Raw genomic sequence first — 18,070 nt, forward strand, 5'->3', positions numbered from 1 at the left:
CGGTCGGCGGCTGTGGCGCCCGTCAGAGGAAACGGCGCCGGCGCAGCCACGCGAGGGCGGCCAGCCCGGCGGGGACCGGCAGCCAGAAGGTGACCAGGCGGAAGGCCAGCACGGCCGGCAGTGCGACGCCGACCGGCAGACCGACGGCGAGGAATGACGCGACCATCGCGCCCTCCACGCCACCCACACCGCCCGGCGTCGGCAGGGTCGCGCCCAGTGCGGAGCCGATCAGCAGCACCGCCGCGGCCGGCGCCAGGCCGATGTCCCCGCCCAGCGCGCGCACGCAGGCGTAGAGGCAGAGGGTGAGGGAGGCGGTCAGCCCCGCACAGCCCATCAGCGCGAGCAGCACGCGTTCCGGTGAGCGCAGCACGTCGGCCAGGGGCCGCAGCCCGCGCACCGCCCGCCGGCAGGCCGCGGAGACCCGCGACCGGACGGGGGTGAACAGCGTCGCTCCCAGGACGGGAACGAGGACCGGCACCAGCCACCAGGCCGACACCACGTGCCACGGGATGGTCACGGACCACCCGGTGCCGAGCACCACCAGCGGGAGAGCCGCGAGGGTGACGACGACCTGGGCGACCTGATTGGTCGCCACCGTGGCGGCCGCCACCGGCAACGAGGCTCCGTGCGTGGTCAGCAGCCGGACGTTGAGGCCCATGACGCCGACGGACGCCGGTGCCACCAGCTTGGTCGCCGCGCCGGCGACCTGCGCCGCCACCGCGGCCCGCGCGCGCACCGTCACCGGCGACACCGCGAGCAGGCCGGCCGCCGCTGTCGGGAACGAGAGTGCACCTCCGAGCAGCGCCACGCAGGCCCACCACCAGTCGGCGACCGCCGGCACCTCCAGGGCGCCGGCGTCGATCTGCGTCGCGCCCACGCACACGGCCAGGACCACCAGGACGGTGACGAGGGCTGCCCGGGTGCGCCGGGCGGGCCACCGGCCCGCCGGTGCCGCGGCCGGCGCACCGTCCGCCGTCGGCCCCGTAGCCGGGGCCGGCGTGCTCGGGGCCGGCGCGGTCATGGCCCGGGTACCTCCTCGATCGGGGCGTCCTCGTGCTCGATGTTCTCGTTCCCGATGTCCTCGGCATCGGCGACCCCTCTATTGAGCCGGTCCGCGGATGTGCTCTCCAGCGGCCGATGGCGTACGACACCCCCGGCGCTTCCGTCGACCGTCGTCCAGGTCATCCCTCCGGCGGCGTCGGCCGGTTGACGTACCTCGGACACAGGACCGGCGCCAGGGACGGGGCGCCGTGCCCGCGCGGGCGGGGCAGCGTGCCCGGCCGGCTGCCCGGTGCGCACCAGGGACCTTCGACCCGTGTGGGGGCTCACGGAAGGCCCGTCCGGGGGGCGTGGTTGAGAGCTCCCAGAGGCGACGGCCGCGGACCCCGTGGAAGGCGGGTCCGCGGCCGTGTGCCTTCGTCTTGTCGAGCCGTCCTGAGACGGCGAGCGCGCCTGCCCCGCTCGGGGGCCCGAAGCCGCACCCCCGTTCCGAGAGGAAACACCGGCGTTGACCCTTCCTGTCCTCAGCCGTGCCCGCACGTCCACCACGACCCCTCCGGCCCCGCCGTCGCTGCGGCAACTGCGCGTGGCCGTCGCCGTCCTGTTCGCCCTGGACGGCTTCGTCTTCGGTACCTGGGCCGCCCGCATCCCCGACGTGAGCGCCCAGCTGGGTGCCTCGCACAGCTCCCTGGGGATCGCCGTGCTGTGCCTGTCCCTGGGCGCTCTCGCCTTCATGCAGCTGACCGGCGCGCTCAGCGCCCGGCTGGGCCCGGGGCGGGTCAGCGTCGCGGCCGCGGTGCTGGTCAGTCTCGCCACCGCGCTGCCGGGTCTGGCCGGCAGCGTTCCGCAGCTGTGCGTGGCGCTGTTCTTCTTCGGGGCCGCGACCGGCGCGGTCAACGTGGCGGCCAACAGCCTCGGGGTGCAGGTGGAGGCCCGCTGGGGCCGGCCGCTGCTGCCCTCGCTGCACGCCGGGTTCAGTTTCGGCGGCCTGGCCGGCGCTCTGGTCGGCGGGCTGGTGTCGGTCGTCGCCGGGGTCGCCCCGCACCTGCTGGGCGTCACCGTCGCCGGGCTCGCCGTGCTGGCCTGGATCGGGCCGACCCTGGCCCGGGCCGACGACGCGGCACCGCCGCTGCGCGCCGCCCGGACGACCGGCGAGCAGCCCGACCGTCCTCGCGGCACCCCCACCGCCGTCCTCGTGGTGCTCGGCGCGGTCGCCGGCTGCACGTCCTACGGCGAGGGCGCGCTGACCGACTGGGGTGCGCTGTACCTGCGCGAGGATCTCGGGGCCACCTCGGTCCTGGCCGCCGCCGGGTACGCCGCGTTCGCCCTGGCCATGGCCTGCGGCCGCCTGCTGGGCAGCGCGCTGGTCGTCACGCTGGGGGAGGACCGGCTGCTCGTCGGCGGGGCGCTGCTGGCCGCGGCCGGCATGCTCGTCGCCGCCTGGACGGGGTCGGTGACCGTCGCGCTGGCCGGATTCGTCCTCGTCGGGCTGGGGCTGGCCAACGTCTTCCCCCTGGCCATCGCCCGGGCCGGTGCCCTGGGCGGTGCCGGCGGCGTGGCCCTGGCCTCGACCGTCGGCTACAGCGGCCTGCTCGGCGGCCCCCCGCTGCTCGGGTTCCTCGCCGAGTTCGCCGGGCTGCCCCTGGCCCTGAGCACGGTGTCGGTGCTCGCGGTGGTCGCCGCGGTGCTGGTCCTCTCCCTCCGGGGCGAGCCGGTCGCCGTGCGCCGGCCGGCCGTGTTCGGGCTGCGCCGTCCGGCCGTGGTCACCTGGGTGAGCGCGCGCCTGCAGCCGGTCGGCCGCAGCGCCCGCACCGGTGCCCGGCAGGCCGTGGAGGACCTGCGCATCCTGGCGGTGTCCTGAGCCCGGTCCACACCGGGGGGCGGTGGGGGCGGCTCAGCCCTGCCGCGCCTCCGCCAGCGCGGCGGGCGGGGGGGCCGGCCGCCGGCGCAGCAGGTGGACCAGGTTCCAGCGCAGCGCCCCGGCGAGGTCGCGGGCGTGCTCGGCGACGGTCAGGTCCCGCGCCGGTCGCGCCGCGGCGACGGCGGCGTCCAGGTCGTACCCGTGGTCCCGCAGGACCTCGGAGAAGTCCCGCTGCAGCGGCGCGAAGCACGCATAGCCGAAGCTTCGGTACATGCTCGGGAAGAACGGCCGGAACAGCCGGATCCGCTCGTGCAGGCCGCTGGAGTGCGACATCGGGTTCTTGTGCCGGGCGGCGATGTAGTCGGGCAGCACGTCGGCGAAGGCGTGCCGCACGATCCACTTCTCGTACCCGTCGCGCTGCTTGAGCTCCTGCGGGATGCGCATGGCCAGGTCGAGCATGGCCACGTCGAGGAAGGGCACCCGGGCCTCGACGCCGTTGCCCATCGAGGTGCGGTCGACCCGCTGCAGCTCGGTGTGGCTCAGGTAGCGGATCTTGTGCAGGAACAGCCGGCGGACGTCGTCCTGCGCGACCCGGCGGTACATGTCGTAGCCGCCGAAGAGCTCGTCGGAGCCGTCGCCGGTGAGCACCACCTTCACCCCGCGCCGGTGCACCTCGGCGAACAGCCGCTGCGAGACGACGGCGTTGATGATGTCCCCGTACTCGGTGAGCTCGGAGACCCGGATGGCCTCGCGCACCTCCCGGCGGCCGAGCTCCCGTGGCCGCAGGGGGATCACGACGTGCTCCACGCCGAGGTCGGCGGTGAGCCGGCGGGCGTAGGCGAGGTCCTCGCTGCCCTCCACCCCGATGGTGAAGGCGACGCAGTCGGGGTGCAGCTCCCGGACCTTGATCAGGGTCAGCGAGCTGTCGAGGCCGCCGGAGAGGACCACGCCGACCCGCAGGTCGGTGTCCACCCGGATCCGGACCGCCTCGGTGAAGGTCCGGCGCAGCGCGTCGGCCGCCTCCACCACGTCGCCGAGGACGGGACCGCCCTCACCGAGCCGGCCCAGGTCGAGGTAGGGGTGCAGGGCCGGCGGGGTGTCGGGGTCGGCCCAGCCGCAGTGCCCCGGGGGGACCTCCGCGACGGCGACCCCGAGCGGGACCAGCGCCTTGATCTCGGAGGCGACGTGCAGGCGCCCGCCCGCGTGCGCCCAGTAGAGCGGCTTGACCCCGGCCGGATCGCGGGCCAGGAACACCCGGCGGGTGTCGCGCTCGGTGACGGCGAAGGCGAACTCGCCGCGCATCCGCAGCAGCGCGTCCTCACCCCAGGCGAGGAAGGACTCGAGCACCACCTCGGTGTCGCTGGTCGACCGCGTCGGGCGGCCCTCGGCGTGCAGCTGCGCCCGCAGCTCGGCGTGGTTGAACACCTCGCCGTTGAAGTTCAGCGCCCACCGCTCGCCCCCGGAGATCCACGGCTGCACGGCGCGGTCCCGGTCGACGATGCGCAGCCGCGCGGTGCCCAGCAGCGCGGCGTCGTCACCGAGGACCTCCTGGACCTCCCCGCGGGGGGCCACGGCGGCCAGCATCCCGTCGAACAGCGGCCGCTGCCCCGCGGCCCCCGGCCCGACGATCATCGCGATCCCGCACATCAGCGGCTCACCCTCCGACGGCGGCGGTGTCGGCCGGCGCCGCGTCCTCGTACCGGCTCACCACGGCCGGGTTCAGGCAGACGTGCCACGCCTGGCCCTCGTCGATCACGTTGAGCACCCCGGCGTCCCGGTAACCGATGAGGATCTCCTGCAGCGGTGCGGCCACGCCGTGCCCGCGCAGCCAGGTCATCTCGACGTCGGCGGCCCAGCCGATGCAGTGCGCGCTGGGGAGGAAGGCCGAGTACCCCAGCTCCCGCAGCCGCTCCTGGTCGGCGACGCTGCGCACGATGCAGTTCACCCACAGCCCGCGCCGCCACTCCGGCGCGGCCGCGGCGAAGCGGGTCGCCATCTCGTTGAGCAGCCCGACGACCGCGGGCCGGGCCACCGGGTGGCTCAGGCCGGAGGAGCGCGGTTCGCGGGCGGGATCCCACCGGCGGACGGCGTAGTTGCGCAGCCGGGCCGGGAACCCGGTCGCGCCCATCCGGAAACCGAACGCCAGCCGTCCCTGCCGGCGCAGCGCCGCCAGCGAGACCAGCTCCGGGGAGCCGGTGACGGCACCGTCGTCGGCGAAGGGGGCGACCGAGGACCACCACAGGACGTCGATCTGCTGGAGCAGGAGGATCTTGGCCAGGGTGGCCGGGGTGGAGGCGTTGGCCCGGGGGCTGGGCCGGAAGGCGCGCACCTCGCGCTCGATCCGCGCCAGCGCGCCCTGCGTGCCGTCCGGGAGCCGGTCCAGCACCGCGCGCACCTCGGGCAGGTCGGCGGCCCGCTCGAGCGCGGACCCCGCGCCCCACCCCGGGTCGGAGCCGATCTCCTGCGCGATCTCCTCGACCGCTGCGCGGAAGCGGGTGAGCTGCTGCGGCGTGGCCGTGCCGTGCGTCGTCATACCCCGGGGCCCCTCCGTCCGCTGCGCCGGCGCACGGTAGCACCGGGCCAGGACGGGAGCCTGGCGAACCTGCTGGTCAACGGGGATGTCGGTGACGACCGGCCCCCAGGCTCCCCGCCGAGCGGCGCCCCTGCGCCGCGTCCTCAGCGGCCGGTCGCCACCGGCCCCGGCGCGCCGGCCCCGGCGAGGGCCGCGACGGCCGTGGCGGAGACCTGGGACGGCGCCTGCTGCGGGGCGGCGAACGGTGTCTCCTGCCGGCAGACGGTGCCCGGCGCGGGCAGCGTGCCGTCGACGAGGTAGGTCGTCGCGGCGGTGTCGACGCAGGCGGAGTTGTCCTGGCCGAAGGCGGTGTGGCCGGAGCCGTACATGGTGAGCAGCCGGGCGTTCCCCAGCTCGGCGACCATGCTCCGCGCGCCCGGGTACGGCGTCGCCGGATCGTCGGTGGTGGCGATGACCAGCGGGGTGGGGGAGGAGCCGGGCACCGCGAACGGGCCGTCGTAGGCGTCCTCGGCCTCCCTCGGCCACAGCGCGAACGGGACCTCGGAGTAGGCGAAGGCGCCCCAGAAGTGCGGGACGTCGACCCACTCCCGCGCCCCCCGCTCGACGTAGGAGTCGAGGCCGGTGGGCCACGCCTGCTCGCCGCCGGTGATCGTGAAGAAGCGGTCCAGCTGCGGGTCGTAGGAGCCGTCGGGCCGGCGGGGGCGGACGACGAGGTCGACCAGCGCCCGGGTGAGCGAGCCGTCGCCTGCCGCGGCCTGGGCCAGCGCGGTGGCCAGCACGTTCCACACCCGCTTGGCCCGCAGCAGCGCCAGCGTGACGTCCCGGATGTCGTCGGCGGTCACCGGGCGCGGGTCGGTGGCGTACCGGTCGGCGGGGAGCGGGGTCGTCGCCGCCGAGGCCAGCAGCGCGTCGTAGGCGGCGAGGGGGTCGGTGCCGCCGAAGTTCGAGCAGGCGGCCTGGTCGGCCTTGCAGGCGTCGACGAAGCTGCCCAGCGTGTGCTCGAAGCCGGCGCCCTGCAGGGTGCTCAGGCCCACCGGGTCGTCCGCGTACTGCTCCGGGTCCACCGGGCCGTCGAGGACCATGGCCCGGTAGCGGTCGGGGAAGAGCGCGGCGTAGGTGGCGCCGAGGAAGGTGCCGTAGGAGAAGCCGAAGTAGGTGAGCTGCTGGTCCCCGACGGCGGCGCGCAGCAGGTCCAGGTCGCGGGCCACGTCGGCGGTGGAGGCGTGGCGGAGGATCTCGCCGTTGTTGGCCAGGCAGTTGTCGACGTAGCGCTGCGCGTGCCCGACGAGGGCCTCGACGTCCAGGTCGACGGGGGTCGGCCAGGGCCGGGGGGACGACCCGTCGGTCTCCTGGTTCACCTTGCAGTCGATGGACGGCGTGCTCTGCCCGACGCCGCGCGGGTCGAAGCCGATGATGTCGAACCGCTCGTTGAGGCTCGTCAGGATGCTGGCACCGGAGGTCTGCATCAGCTGCACCGCCGGGGCGCCGGGTCCGCCGAGGTTGAAGAACAGCGAGCCGATGCGCTGCGCCGGTTGCGTGGCCGGCACCCGCGCCAGGGCGATGCGCACCTGCTCGCCGCCGGGCCGGTCGTGGTCGAGGGGCAGGTCGGCGGTCGCGCACTGGACGCCGGCCGCGGTGGCGACGTCGGTGGTGCCGCAGGCCGCCCACGTCAGCGCGGGCACCGGCGCCCTCGCGGCCGGGGTTGCTGCTTCCCCGGCGGTGTCCGCGAACGCGAGAGGCGCGGGGAGGGCGAGCAGCGCCGCCGTGAGCACCGCCACGACGCCACGGCGACGACGGGTCCTCCGACCAGGCATGCGAGTCACCGGCCCTCCAGACGAGGCGCCCGCTACGGAACGCCGTCGGCCGGATTGAATCCGCCGCTGAGGCGGCGGACCAGCCCGGAGGTCCGGCGGCGGGGGGGAGCGGGCGCGCCGTCACGGTCGGCCCCGGGCTCCTCACCACGCCCGGGACCTGCCGCGGCGGTCAACCGGCGTCGAGCAGGGCCTGGGCGAGCGTCGTGTGGGTGACGAGCCCGCCGATGAGGCCGCTGCGGAGGGCGGCCCGCACCGCGCGGGTCTTCGCGGTGCCGTAGGGGATCGCGATGACCTCGGGGATCGCCCGCATCTGCTCCGCACTGATGCCGATCATCCGTTCGGCCAGCTCGGTCCGGATGGGCTCCCCCTCGGCCGACACGAAGACCCCCGCGATGTCGGCGCAGACGCCCAGCCGGCGCAGCTCCTGCCGGTCGGCCTCGGAGGAGGCGTCGTACAGGGTCGACTGCCCCGGTGCCCAGAGCCCGACCCCGACGGCGGCCCGGGTGACCGACCGCAGCCGGCCGAACGCGCGGGCCACCTCGGGCAGCTCGCGCAGCGCCCGGGCGGTGGCGGCGTCGGCGACGGTGAACGGGGCGTAGAAGAAGGAGGCCGCCCCGCCCGACGCGCCCGCCACGTCCCGGACGACGTCGACGGAGGTGTCGCCCCCGTCCGGGAGCGAGAGCGCGCCGGTGAGCTGGACCACCGGCGTCCCCGGCAGCCGCGGCAGGGCCCGGGCCATCTCGCCGACCGACCGCGCCCAGGCCAGCCCGAGCACGTCCTGCGGCGTGATGATCTCGCCGAGCAGGGCGGCCGCGGCCCGCCCCACGTGCTGCCGCAGCGACTCGTCGTGGTCGTCGGGCGTGTCCACGACCACCGAGTGCTGCAGCCCGTAGCGGTCGCGCAGCCGCGCGGACAGCTCGACGTCGACCTGCCCCTCGGACCGGATCTCGATGCGGACCAGCCCGCTCTCGCGGGCGGCGTCCAGCAGCCGGGCCACCTTGAACCGGCTCAGGCCGAACTCCTCGGCGATCTCCACCTTGGAGCGGCCGTCGAGGTAGTAGCGGCGCGCGACGGAGGCCGTGAGCACCAGACGGGCGGGCCCGCCCAGCGGGTCTGCCATCCCACCCCCTCTCCCCGCGAGCTGCTCATCTGAGCGGCGAACGGCCCCCATCGAACACTCCCTTGACGCCCCTGGTCACGGTCAGGACACTGCAATTTCTCACCTGAGGGTTGAACTGCTCAGATGAGCAACCGGTCCTCCCGCGCTCTCACCGGAGAGAGATGGCCATGCCGGAAGCCGTGCCCACCCGTCCCCGGTCTCTCCGTCGGCCCGCGCGCACTCCCGCGGGCCTGGCCACGGGGCTGGTTCTCGCGCTGGTGAGCAGCGGGTGCGCCGGGTGGGGCGGTGGCCCCGGGGGCAGCGGGCCGGACTCGATCAACGTGCTGATGGTCAACAACCCGCAGATGGTGGACCTCCAGCGGCTCACCGCCGCGCACTTCACCGCCGAGACCGGCATCACCGTGAATTTCACCGTCCTGCCGGAGAACGACGTCCGGGACAAGATCAGCCAGGAGTTCTCCAGCCAGGCGGGGCAGTACGACGTCGCCACGCTGAGCAACTTCGAGATCCCGATCTACGCCAACAGCGGCTGGGTGGCCCCGCTCGACGACTACGTGGCCGCCGACCCGGCCTTCGACCAGGCCGACATCCTCCCGCCCATGACCACCTCGCTGTCGGGGGCCGACGGGCGGCTCTACGGCGAGCCGTTCTACGGCGAGTCCTCGTTCCTGATGTACCGCACGGACGTGCTGGCGGCCGAGGGCATCGAAATGCCGGCCCGCCCCACCTGGCCGGAGGTGGCCGACATCGCGGCCCGGGTCGACGGCGCGGAGCCGGGGATGGCCGGGATCTGCCTGCGCGGCCAGCCCGGGTGGGGCCAGCTGATCGCCCCGCTCACCACGGTGGTCAACACCTTCGGCGGCACCTGGTTCACCAAGGACTGGCAGGCCGAGGTCAACGGCGAGGGCTTCACCGAGGCGACGCAGTTCTACGTCGACCTGGTCCGCGAGCACGGGGAGACCGGCGCGCCGCAGGCCGGCTTCACCGAGTGCCTGAACAACCTGATCCAGGGCAACGCCGCCATGTGGTACGACGCCACCTCCGCCGCCGGCTCGCTCGAGGCGGCCGACTCCCCGGTCAAGGGCAAGATCGGCTACGTCGCCGCGCCGGTCGTCGAGACCGAGCACTCGGGCTGGCTCTACACCTGGGCGTGGAGCATCCAGCAGGCGAGCACGAACAAGGACGACGCCTGGCGGTTCATCTCCTGGGCCTCGAGCAAGGAGTACGAGGGGCTGGTCGGCAACGAGCTCGGGTGGTCCCGGGTGCCGGCCGGCAAGCGCGCCTCGACCTACACCATCGAGGCCTACCTGGCGGAGGCGTCGGCGTTCGCCCGGCCGACCCTCGACGCGATCAGCACCGCCGACCCGCTGAACCCGGGGGTCCAGCCGCGGCCGGCGCCGGGCATCCAGTTCGTCGACATCCCCGAGTTCCCCGATCTCGGCACGCGGGTCTCCCAGGAGGTCAGCTCCGCGATCGCCGGCCGCAGCACGGTCGAGGAGGCGCTGGACCGGGGGCAGCAGCTCGCCCAGGACGTGGCGGAGCGGTACCAGGAGCGGTCGGGGTGACCGGGCGAGCGTCCCCACCCGCTCGACCGGGACCGCCGCGCTGACCAGCGGCGGAACCGGACGACAGCCGAGGAGGCGGCGGAATGAGCGTCACGCTCGAGCGCCCCGGGACCGAACCGGGGGCGGGCCCGGCCGGCCCGAGTCCCGCGTTGCGGCGGGCGGCCGACTGGGCGCGCCGGGCGCCTCTGCTGCCGGCCCTGATCTTCATGATCGTGGTGACCCAGCTGCCCTTCGTGGCCACGCTGGTCATCTCGTTCATGAACTGGAACGCCTACTACCCGGACGAGCGGGGCTTCACCGGCCTCGACAACTACGTGAGGGTGCTGACCGACGTCGCCATGCGCGACGCGATCATCGTCACCGTCGAGCTCACCGTGGTGGTCGTCCTGGTCAGCCTGGTGCTCGGCATGGTCATCGCGCTGCTCCTGGACCGGAAGTTCTTCGGGCGCGGCGCGGTCCGGACGATGATGATCACGCCGTTCCTCATCGTCCCGGTGGCCGCCGCCCTGCTGTGGAAGCACGCGCTGTTCAACCCGGAGTACGGCCTGCTCAACGGCGTGCTCACCTGGATCTGGGGGCTGTTCGGCTCGGACAACCCGCCGCAGCCGGACTGGATCACGATGGCGCCGCTGGCGTCGATCGAGATCGCGCTCATCTGGCAGTGGACGCCGTTCATGATGCTGATCCTGCTGGCGGGCCTGCAGAGCCGTCCGCTGGACGTGATCGAGGCGGCCCGGATCGACGGTGCCAGCAGCTGGCAGATCTTCCGCTACATGACCTTCCCGCACCTGCGCCGCTACCTCGAGCTCGGCGCGCTGCTCGGGGCGATCTACATCGTGCAGACCTTCGACGCGGTCTTCGTCATCACCTCGGGCGGGCTGGGGACCGCGAACCTGCCCTACATCATCTACCAGACCTTCTACACGGCCCACGACTACGGCCTGGCGTCGGCGGCAGGGGTCATCACCGTGATCGGCACGATCATCATCGCCACCCTGGCCCTGCGAACGGTGTCGACGCTGTTCCAGGAGGAGAACGTCCGATGAGCTCGGTCACCGACGTCGCACCGGTCCCCGCGACCCGCACTGCCGAGGGGGCGCCCCGCCGGCCGCGCAAACGCGGCGGGGCCCTCCTGGGCCTGGCCGCCTGGGTGATCGGGCTGCTCTTCGTGCTGCCGGTTCTCTGGATGGTGCTGACGTCGTTCCACAGCGAGGAGGCCGCCGCCACCAACCCGCCCTCGGTGTTCGCGCCGCTGACCGTGGAGGGCTACCGGACGTTCTTCGGCGTCGGCACCGGGACGAACCCCTGGCCGTCGCTGCTGAACTCGGCGACGGCCAGCATCGTCTCCACGGTGCTGGTGCTGCTGCTGGCCATCCCGGCGGCGTACGCGCTGTCGATCCGGCCGGTGCGCAAGTGGACCGACGTGATGTTCTTCTTCCTGTCCACCCGCATGCTGCCGGTGGTGGCCGGGATCCTGCCGATCTACCTGTTCGCCCAGTGGAGCGGGCTGCTGGACAACATCTGGCTGCTCGTCGTCCTGTACACCTCGATGAACCTGCCGATCGCGGTCTGGATGATGCGCTCGTTCCTCGCCGAGGTGCCCGTCGAGATCCTCGAGGCGGCCGCGATGGACGGCGCGGGGCTGCTGCGGACCCTGCGCCAGGTCGTGGCCCCCATCGTCCTCCCCGGGATCGCGGCGACATCGCTGATCTGTTTCATCTTCAGCTGGAACGAGCTGCTGCTGGCCCGGACCCTCACGGGGACCAGGGCCCTGACCGCGCCGGTGTACCTGACCGGCTTCGTGACCAGCCAGGGCCTGTTCCTGGCCCAGATGTGCGCGGCCGCGTTCGTGGTCTCGCTGCCGGTCCTCATCGCCGGGTTCGCCGCCCAGGACAAGCTGGTCCAGGGGCTGTCCCTCGGCGCGGTCAAGTGAGCATGCGGGCCGCGGTCCTGCGCGGTCCCGGGGACGTCGTCGTCGAGGAGCGGCCCGTCCCGGAACCCGGCCCCGACGAGGTGGTCGTCCGCGTGACCTCGGTGGGCGTCTGCGGCTCGGACACCCACTACTACGAGCACGGGCGGATCGGCCGGTTCGTGGTCGAGGCGCCGCTGGTCCTCGGCCACGAGGCCGCGGGCGTGGTCACCGCCGTCGGCCCGGGCGTGACGTCGCCGGCCGTGGGGCAGCGGGTATCGATCGAGCCGGGCGTCCCGGACCTGTCGTGCGAGCAGTGCCTGGCCGGCCGGTACAACCTCTGCCCGAACATGCGCTTCCTCGCGACGCCGCCCGTCGACGGTGCGCTGACCGAGAACGTGGTCGTGCACCGGGCGTTCGCGCACCCGGTGCCGGACTCGATCGGCGATGACGCCGCGGCACTGCTGGAACCGCTGTCGGTCGGCGTCTGGGCCTGCCGCAAGGGCCAGGTGGGGGCCGGCTCGCGGGTGCTGATCACCGGCGCCGGGCCGATCGGGCTGGTCGCGGTCCAGGCGGCGCTCGCGTTCGGGGCCACCGAGGTTGCGGTGTCCGACGTCAACCCCGCGCGGCTGGCGCTCGCCCAGGACCTCGGCGCCACGCACGTCGTCGACGCGCGGTCCGGCAGCGTCGCCGACCTGCCCCGTGCGCCCGAGGTTCTCCTGGAGTGCTCGGGTCACCCGGGGGCGACCGGGGACGCGATCCGCGCCCTTGCGCCCGCCGGCCGGGCGGTGCTGGTCGGGATGGGCGCCGACGAGGTGCCGCTGCCGCTGTCGGTGGTGCAGGAACGCGAGCTCGAGGTGACCGGCACCTTCCGCTACGCCGGGACCTGGCCCACGGCGATCGCGCTGGTCGCCTCCGGGCGGGTCGACCTCGACCGGCTGGTCACCGACAGCTATCCGCTGGCCCGTGCGGAGGAGGCCCTGACCGCCGGCCGCCGCGACCCGAAGGCGGTGAAGGTCGTCGTCCATCCCCAGACCTGATCACCTGCTCACCGGGCCTCGCCCAGCAAGGAGAACCTGATGGCCACCGTGACCTACGACCGGGCCAGCCGCATCTACCCCGGCTCCGAGCGGCCCGCCGTCGATGCGCTCGACCTGCAGGTCGAGGACGGTGAGTTCCTCGTGCTGGTCGGCCCGTCGGGCTGCGGCAAGTCCACCAGCCTCCGGATGCTCGCCGGCCTGGAGGACATCGACCGCGGGAGCATCCGGATCGGCGACCGGGACGTCACGAACCTGAAGTCCAAGGACCGCGACATCGCGATGGTGTTCCAGAGCTACGCCCTGTACCCGCACATGACCGTGGCCGACAACATGGGCTTCGCCCTGAAGATCGCCGGGAAGAGCAGGGAGGAGATCTCCACCCGGGTCAGGGAGGCCGCCAAGATCCTGGATCTGGAGGAGTTCCTGGACCGCAAGCCGAAGGCGCTCTCCGGCGGCCAGCGGCAGCGGGTGGCGATGGGCCGGGCCATCGTGCGCGATCCCCAGGTGTTCCTCATGGACGAGCCGTTGTCCAACCTCGACGCCAAGCTGCGCGTGCAGACCCGTACCCAGATCGCGGCGCTGCAGCGCCGGCTGGGCACCACCACGGTCTACGTCACGCACGACCAGGTCGAGGCGATGACGATGGGGGACCGGGTGGCGGTGCTGCGGGCCGGCGTGCTGGAGCAGTGCGACACCCCGCTGCGGCTCTACCAGGAGCCGGACAACGTCTTCGTCGCCGGGTTCATCGGCTCACCCGGGATGAACATCGCGGAGTTCACCGTCGAGGACGGGCAGGCCGTGCTGGGCCGGGCCCGCATCCCCCTGACGACCGCGACGCTGAGCGCGCTGAGTACCGAGGGCGCCGACCGGATCATCGTGGGATACCGCCCGGAGTCCCTCGACCTCGTCTCGGAGACCGAGCCCGGCGCCTTCCCCGTGCTCGTGGGCGTCGTGGAGGAACTCGGCTCCGATGCGTTCCTCCACGGAACGCTGCCGGAACTGGCCGAGGGCGAATCGACGGAGAGCGGCCAGATCGTCGCCCGGGTCGACCCCGCCCGCCCGCCGGCCAAGGGCGAGCAGGTGTACCTGCGGATCCAGCCCGGCAAGGAACACCTCTTCTCGGCGGCGACGGGGCAGCGCCTGCCCGCCTGAGCTCCCCTGTCCGATCGACCCAACCCCCGAGGACCCCCGTGAACCTGGTCGCCGGCGTCGACTCCTCGACCCAGTCCTGCAAGGTCGTGATCCGGGACGCGCAGAGCGGTGCGCTGGTCCGGGAGGGCCGGGCCGGGCACCCCGACGGCACCGAGGTGCACCCGGACGCCTGGTGGGCGGCGCTGCAGGCCGCGATCGACCGGGCCGGCGGGCTCGGGGACGTGGCCGCGGTCGCCGTGGGCGCGCAGCAGCACGGGATGGTGTGCCTCGACGAGTCCGGCCGGGTGGTCCGGCCCGCGCTGCTGTGGAACGACACCCGCTCCGCTCCCGCCGCCCGGGACCTGATCGCCGAGCTGGGCGGCGCCCGGGTGTGGGCCGAGGCGGTGGGCTCGGTCCCGGTCGCGTCCTTCACCGTGACCAAGCTGCGCTGGCTGGCCGAGCACGAGCCGGCGTCGGCGGCCCGCACCGCGGCCGTCTGCCTGCCGCACGACTGGCTGACCTGGCGGCTCGGCACCGACCCGGCCCTCGGGGGGCTGCGCACCGACCGCGGGGACGCCAGCGGAACCGGGTACTGGTCACCCGGGAGCGGGCGGTACCGCGCCGACCTCCTCGAGCGGGCCCTCGGGCACGCGGCGGTCGTGCCGCGGGTACTGGGCCCGTCCACCCCGGCCGGCACCACACCCACGGGTGCCGTGCTGGGCCCGGGCACCGGCGACAACGCCGCGGCCGCCCTGGGGCTGGGCGCCCGCCCCGGTGACGCGGTCCTCTCCATCGGCACCTCCGGCGTGGCCTGCTCGGTGACCGAGGCGCCCACCGCCGACCCCACCGGCACGGTCGCGGGCTTCGCCGACGCCACCGGCCGGTTCCTGCCGCTGATCGCGACGCTCAACGCCGCCCGCGTCCTCGACGCGGTCGCCGCGATGCTCCGCGTCGACCACGAGGAGCTGTCCCGGCTGGCCCTGTCGGCCCCGCCGGGCGCGGACGGGCTCGTGCTCGTCCCCTACCTGGAGGGCGAACGGACCCCGGACCGGCCGGAGTCCACGGGGGCCGTGCACGGGCTGCGCCTGGCGACCGCCACCGCCGCGCACCTCGCCCGCGCCGCCGTCGAGGGGTTGCTGTGCGGCCTGGCCGACGGCCTCGACGCGCTGGTCACGTCGGGCGCGCAGGTCGACCGGGTCGTCCTCGTGGGCGGCGGCGCGCGGTCCCCGGCGGTCCGGCAGATCGCACCGACCGTCCTGGGCCGGCCGGTACTGGTGCCCCCACCGGGGGAGTACGTCGCCGACGGGGCCGCCCGGCAGGCCGCCTGGACGCGCAGCGGCGACCCGGAGCCGCCGCGGTGGGCCCGCGCCGGGGTGCAGACCTATGACGGCGACGCCGTCCGGGCCGTGCGCGAGCGGTACGCGGAGGCGCGGGACCTGACCGTGGCCAGGCAGCGGTCCGCCGCGGACGGCGTCCCCGTGGCGGAGCCCGAGCCGGCAACCCCCACACGGTGACCGGGTGCGCCCGGGAACCGCCGACCCGCGGGAGGACCCCATGCAACCCCTCGACCAGCAGACCCTGTCGTCGCTGCCCGCATCGGTGCCGACGCCGGCCTACGACCGGGACCGGGTGCGGCCCGGCATCGTGCACGTGGGCGTGGGCGGGTTCCACCGGTCGCACCAGGCGATGTACGTCGACCGACTCCTGGAGCGCGGCGAGGCGCTGGACTGGGGCATCTGCGGGGTCGGCGTCCTGCCGTCCGACCGCGCCATGAAGGAGGCGATGCAGGCGCAGGACTGCCTCTACACCCTCGTGGTCAAGCACCCCGACGGGACGCTCGAGCCCCGCGTCATCGGGTCGATGGTGGAGTACCTGCTCGCGCCGGACGACCCGGAGGCGGTCGTCGAGCGGATGGCCGACGAGGGGACGCGGATCGTGTCGCTGACGGTGACCGAGGGCGGCTACAACTTCTCGCCGGTGACCGGGGAGTTCGACGCCACCGCCCCCGACGTGCTGGCCGACCTGCAGCCGGGGGCGGCGCCCCGCACGACGTTCGGGTTGGTCACCGAGGCGCTGGTCCGGCGGCGGGAACGCGGGCTGGCGCCGTTCACCGTCGTCTCCTGCGACAACATCCAGGGCAACGGTGACGTCGCGCGGCGCAGCTTCACCGCCTTCGCCGCGCTGCGGGACCCCGAGCTCGGCGACTGGATGGCGCGGGAGGTGCCCTTCCCGAACTCGATGGTCGACCGGATCACCCCGGCGACCACGGACGAGGACCGGGAGGAGCTGCGCCGCCGGTTCGGCATCGACGACCGGTGGCCGGTGGTGTGCGAGCCGTTCACGCAGTGGGTGCTGGAGGACGACTTCAGTCTCGGGCGGCCCCCGCTGGAGGAGGCCGGCGTGCAACTCGTCGAGGACGTCGAGCCCTACGAGCTGATGAAGCTGCGGCTGCTCAACGCCGGCCACCAGGCGCTGGCCTACTTCGGTTCTCTCGCCGGCTACCGGTTGGTCCACGACGCGGCCCGGGACCCGCTCTTCCGGAGCCTCCTGCGCGGCTACATGCTGGAGGAGGCGACGCCGACCCTCCGCCCGGTCCCGGGGATCGACCTGGGGGAGTACCGGGAGAACCTGATCGAGCGCTTCTCCAACCCGGCCGTCCGCGACACCCTGGCCCGGCTGGCCTTCGACGGCTCCGAGCGGATCCCCAAGTGGCTGCTCCCGGTGATCCGGGAGAACCTGGCCGCCGGCGGTGAGGTGCGGCGCTCGGCCGCGGTCGTCGCCAGCTGGGCGCGGTACGCCGAGGGCGTGGACGAGCAGGGGCGGCCGATCGAGGTCGCGGACCGTCGGCGGGAGGAGCTCGTGGCCCGCGCCCGCCGCCAGCGGGAGGACCCGCTCGCCTTCCTCGCCGACCGTGAGCTCTTCGGGGACCTGGTCGACGACGAGCGGTTCACGTCGCGCTACCGGGCGGCGCTGAGCTCCCTGCACGAGCGCGGGGCCCGGGCGACCCTGGAGGCCCTCGCCGGAGCGCCCCAGCCCGCGGCCTGATCCCGGCCCTGGAAGGAGGTATACGTGCTCGGCGCCTACCTGCGCGGCGACCGGACGGTGGAGCTGCGGGAGGTCCCCGACCCCGAGCCCGGCTACGGGCAGGTGGTCCTCGCGATGCGGGCCTGCACGATCGGCGACAGCGATCTGCGCTCGATCTACCGGGAGCACCGCGGGACAGGACCGGAGGCCTACCGGGGCGTGATCGCCGGGCACGAGCCGGCGGGGGAGGTCGTCGAGGTGGGCCCCGGGGTCCGTCGGCTGCGGGTGGGCGACCGCGTCGCCGTGTACCCCGTCAGCGGGTGCGGGTTGTGCGCCGAGTGCCGCCGCGGCTACCAGGTCGGCTGCATGTCGCCGAGCCGGGCCGCTTACGGCTGGCAGCGCGACGGCGGTCACGCCGACCTCCTGCTGGCCGAGGAGCGCGACGCGCTGCCCCTCCCGGAGGAGCTGACCTGGCTCGACGGCGCCTGCGCGGCGTGCGAGTTCGTCACCGCCTACGAGGCGCTGTGCCGCATCGGCGTCTCCGGCCGCGACCGGCTGCTCGTCACCGGCCTCGGCCCGCTGGGCCTGGCCGCCGGGCTGCTGGGGAAGGCCCTGGGCGTCACCGTCGTGGTCGGCGCCGACCCCAGCCCGGAGCGGCGCAAGCTGGCCTGCGACGTGGGCGCCGTGGACTTCGCGGTGCGAGGCAGCGACGAGCAGCTCACCGGCCTGCTCGGGCCGGGCGCCGAGACCTCGATCGACTGCTCCGGGAGCGGCGCCGGGCAGCCGGCCGCCCTGCGGCACACCCACCGCTGGGGACGGGCGGCGCTGGTGGGGGAGGGCGGGACCCTCACCGTCGACGTCAGCGACGTCCTCATCCACCGCCAGCTGACCGTCGTCGGCTCCTGGTTGTCCTCCACCTGGCGGATGGCCGAGCTGCTGGACCACCTCGCCCGCTGGGACCTGCACCCGGAGCAGGTGGTCACGCACCGGTTCGCCCTCGCCGACGCGGCGGAGGCCTACGCGACCGCCGACACCGGCACCGGCGGGAAGGTGGGCATCGTCTGGACGCCGTGA

At 74.5% G+C, this 18,070-nt stretch carries 15 protein-coding genes; 9 read left to right on the top strand and 6 right to left on the bottom strand.

Features of this window, described 5'->3' with window-relative positions; genetic code table 11:
- Positions 1-22: 22 nt before the first annotated feature.
- Together BMZ50_RS18495 and BMZ50_RS24355 are read right to left on the bottom strand one after the other, a co-directional pair.
- Positions 23-1,021, bottom strand: coding sequence for a lysylphosphatidylglycerol synthase transmembrane domain-containing protein (locus BMZ50_RS18495; protein WP_091327868.1), 999 nt, complete (start codon positions 1,019-1,021; stop codon positions 23-25).
- The gene (locus tag BMZ50_RS24355; protein ID WP_177212877.1) at positions 1,018-1,185 is read right to left on the bottom strand and encodes a hypothetical protein; all 168 of its coding nucleotides are present in this window, start codon (positions 1,183-1,185) and stop codon (positions 1,018-1,020) included. The genes BMZ50_RS18495 and BMZ50_RS24355 overlap by 4 nt, the downstream gene beginning before the upstream one ends.
- Positions 1,186-1,507: 322 nt before the next feature.
- On the opposite strand from BMZ50_RS24355, the gene BMZ50_RS18500 reads away from it, so the two are divergent.
- The gene (locus tag BMZ50_RS18500) at positions 1,508-2,860 is read left to right on the top strand and encodes an MFS transporter (protein WP_177212878.1); all 1,353 of its coding nucleotides are present in this window, start codon (positions 1,508-1,510) and stop codon (positions 2,858-2,860) included.
- 33 nt (positions 2,861-2,893) lie between these two features.
- Here the strand turns inward: BMZ50_RS18500 and BMZ50_RS18505 are convergent, their stop codons facing one another.
- From BMZ50_RS18505 to BMZ50_RS18520, 4 genes are all read right to left on the bottom strand, one after another.
- Positions 2,894-4,507, bottom strand: a complete 1,614-nt coding sequence (locus tag BMZ50_RS18505) for an asparagine synthetase B family protein (RefSeq protein ID WP_091327871.1) — start codon at positions 4,505-4,507, stop codon at positions 2,894-2,896.
- A 7-nt stretch (positions 4,508-4,514) separates the two neighbouring features.
- Entirely contained in the window at positions 4,515-5,393 is an 879-nt protein-coding gene (locus tag BMZ50_RS18510) for a hypothetical protein (protein WP_091327873.1), read from the bottom strand.
- A gap of 143 nt (positions 5,394-5,536) precedes the next feature.
- A complete protein-coding gene (locus tag BMZ50_RS18515) occupies positions 5,537-7,171 on the bottom strand; it encodes an alpha/beta hydrolase (RefSeq protein ID WP_177212879.1) in 1,635 nt (544 codons plus the stop codon).
- 205 nt (positions 7,172-7,376) lie between these two features.
- Positions 7,377-8,327 carry a sugar-binding transcriptional regulator gene (locus BMZ50_RS18520; RefSeq protein WP_177212880.1) on the bottom strand — a complete coding sequence of 317 codons (951 nt, stop codon included), beginning with the start codon at positions 8,325-8,327 and terminating at the stop codon, positions 7,377-7,379.
- A gap of 257 nt (positions 8,328-8,584) precedes the next feature.
- Between BMZ50_RS18520 and BMZ50_RS18525 the strand changes: the two genes are divergently transcribed.
- The 8 genes from BMZ50_RS18525 (at position 8,585) to BMZ50_RS18560 (ending at position 18,070) form a co-directional block, all read left to right on the top strand.
- Complete coding sequence (locus BMZ50_RS18525; protein ID WP_245753725.1) at positions 8,585-9,892, top strand: ABC transporter substrate-binding protein; 1,308 nt, start codon at positions 8,585-8,587, stop codon at positions 9,890-9,892.
- Between the two features lie 83 nt (positions 9,893-9,975).
- On the top strand, positions 9,976-10,938 hold the full coding sequence (locus tag BMZ50_RS18530) for a carbohydrate ABC transporter permease (RefSeq protein WP_091327881.1): 963 nt from the start codon (positions 9,976-9,978) through the stop codon (positions 10,936-10,938).
- Positions 10,935-11,825, top strand: coding sequence for a carbohydrate ABC transporter permease (locus tag BMZ50_RS18535; RefSeq protein ID WP_091327885.1), 891 nt, complete (start codon positions 10,935-10,937; stop codon positions 11,823-11,825). The genes BMZ50_RS18530 and BMZ50_RS18535 overlap by 4 nt, the downstream gene beginning before the upstream one ends.
- Before the next feature lie 2 nt (positions 11,826-11,827).
- Positions 11,828-12,841, top strand: a complete 1,014-nt coding sequence (locus BMZ50_RS18540; RefSeq protein ID WP_091328096.1) for an NAD(P)-dependent alcohol dehydrogenase — start codon at positions 11,828-11,830, stop codon at positions 12,839-12,841.
- Positions 12,842-12,880: 39 nt separating this feature from the next.
- The gene (locus BMZ50_RS18545) at positions 12,881-13,993 is read left to right on the top strand and encodes an ABC transporter ATP-binding protein (protein ID WP_091327889.1); all 1,113 of its coding nucleotides are present in this window, start codon (positions 12,881-12,883) and stop codon (positions 13,991-13,993) included.
- Between the two features lie 38 nt (positions 13,994-14,031).
- Complete coding sequence (gene xylB, locus BMZ50_RS18550) at positions 14,032-15,486, top strand: xylulokinase (protein ID WP_091327892.1); 1,455 nt, start codon at positions 14,032-14,034, stop codon at positions 15,484-15,486.
- A gap of 40 nt (positions 15,487-15,526) precedes the next feature.
- Positions 15,527-17,017 (top strand): mannitol dehydrogenase family protein, encoded by a 1,491-nt coding sequence (locus BMZ50_RS18555; RefSeq protein WP_091328099.1) that lies wholly within the window; start codon positions 15,527-15,529, stop codon positions 17,015-17,017.
- A gap of 24 nt (positions 17,018-17,041) precedes the next feature.
- Positions 17,042-18,070, top strand: a complete 1,029-nt coding sequence (locus BMZ50_RS18560; RefSeq protein WP_091327896.1) for an alcohol dehydrogenase catalytic domain-containing protein — start codon at positions 17,042-17,044, stop codon at positions 18,068-18,070.

The sequence above is a fragment of the Geodermatophilus ruber genome (assembly GCF_900114385.1).
GTDB classification, from domain to species: Bacteria; Actinomycetota; Actinomycetes; order Mycobacteriales; family Geodermatophilaceae; genus Geodermatophilus; species Geodermatophilus ruber.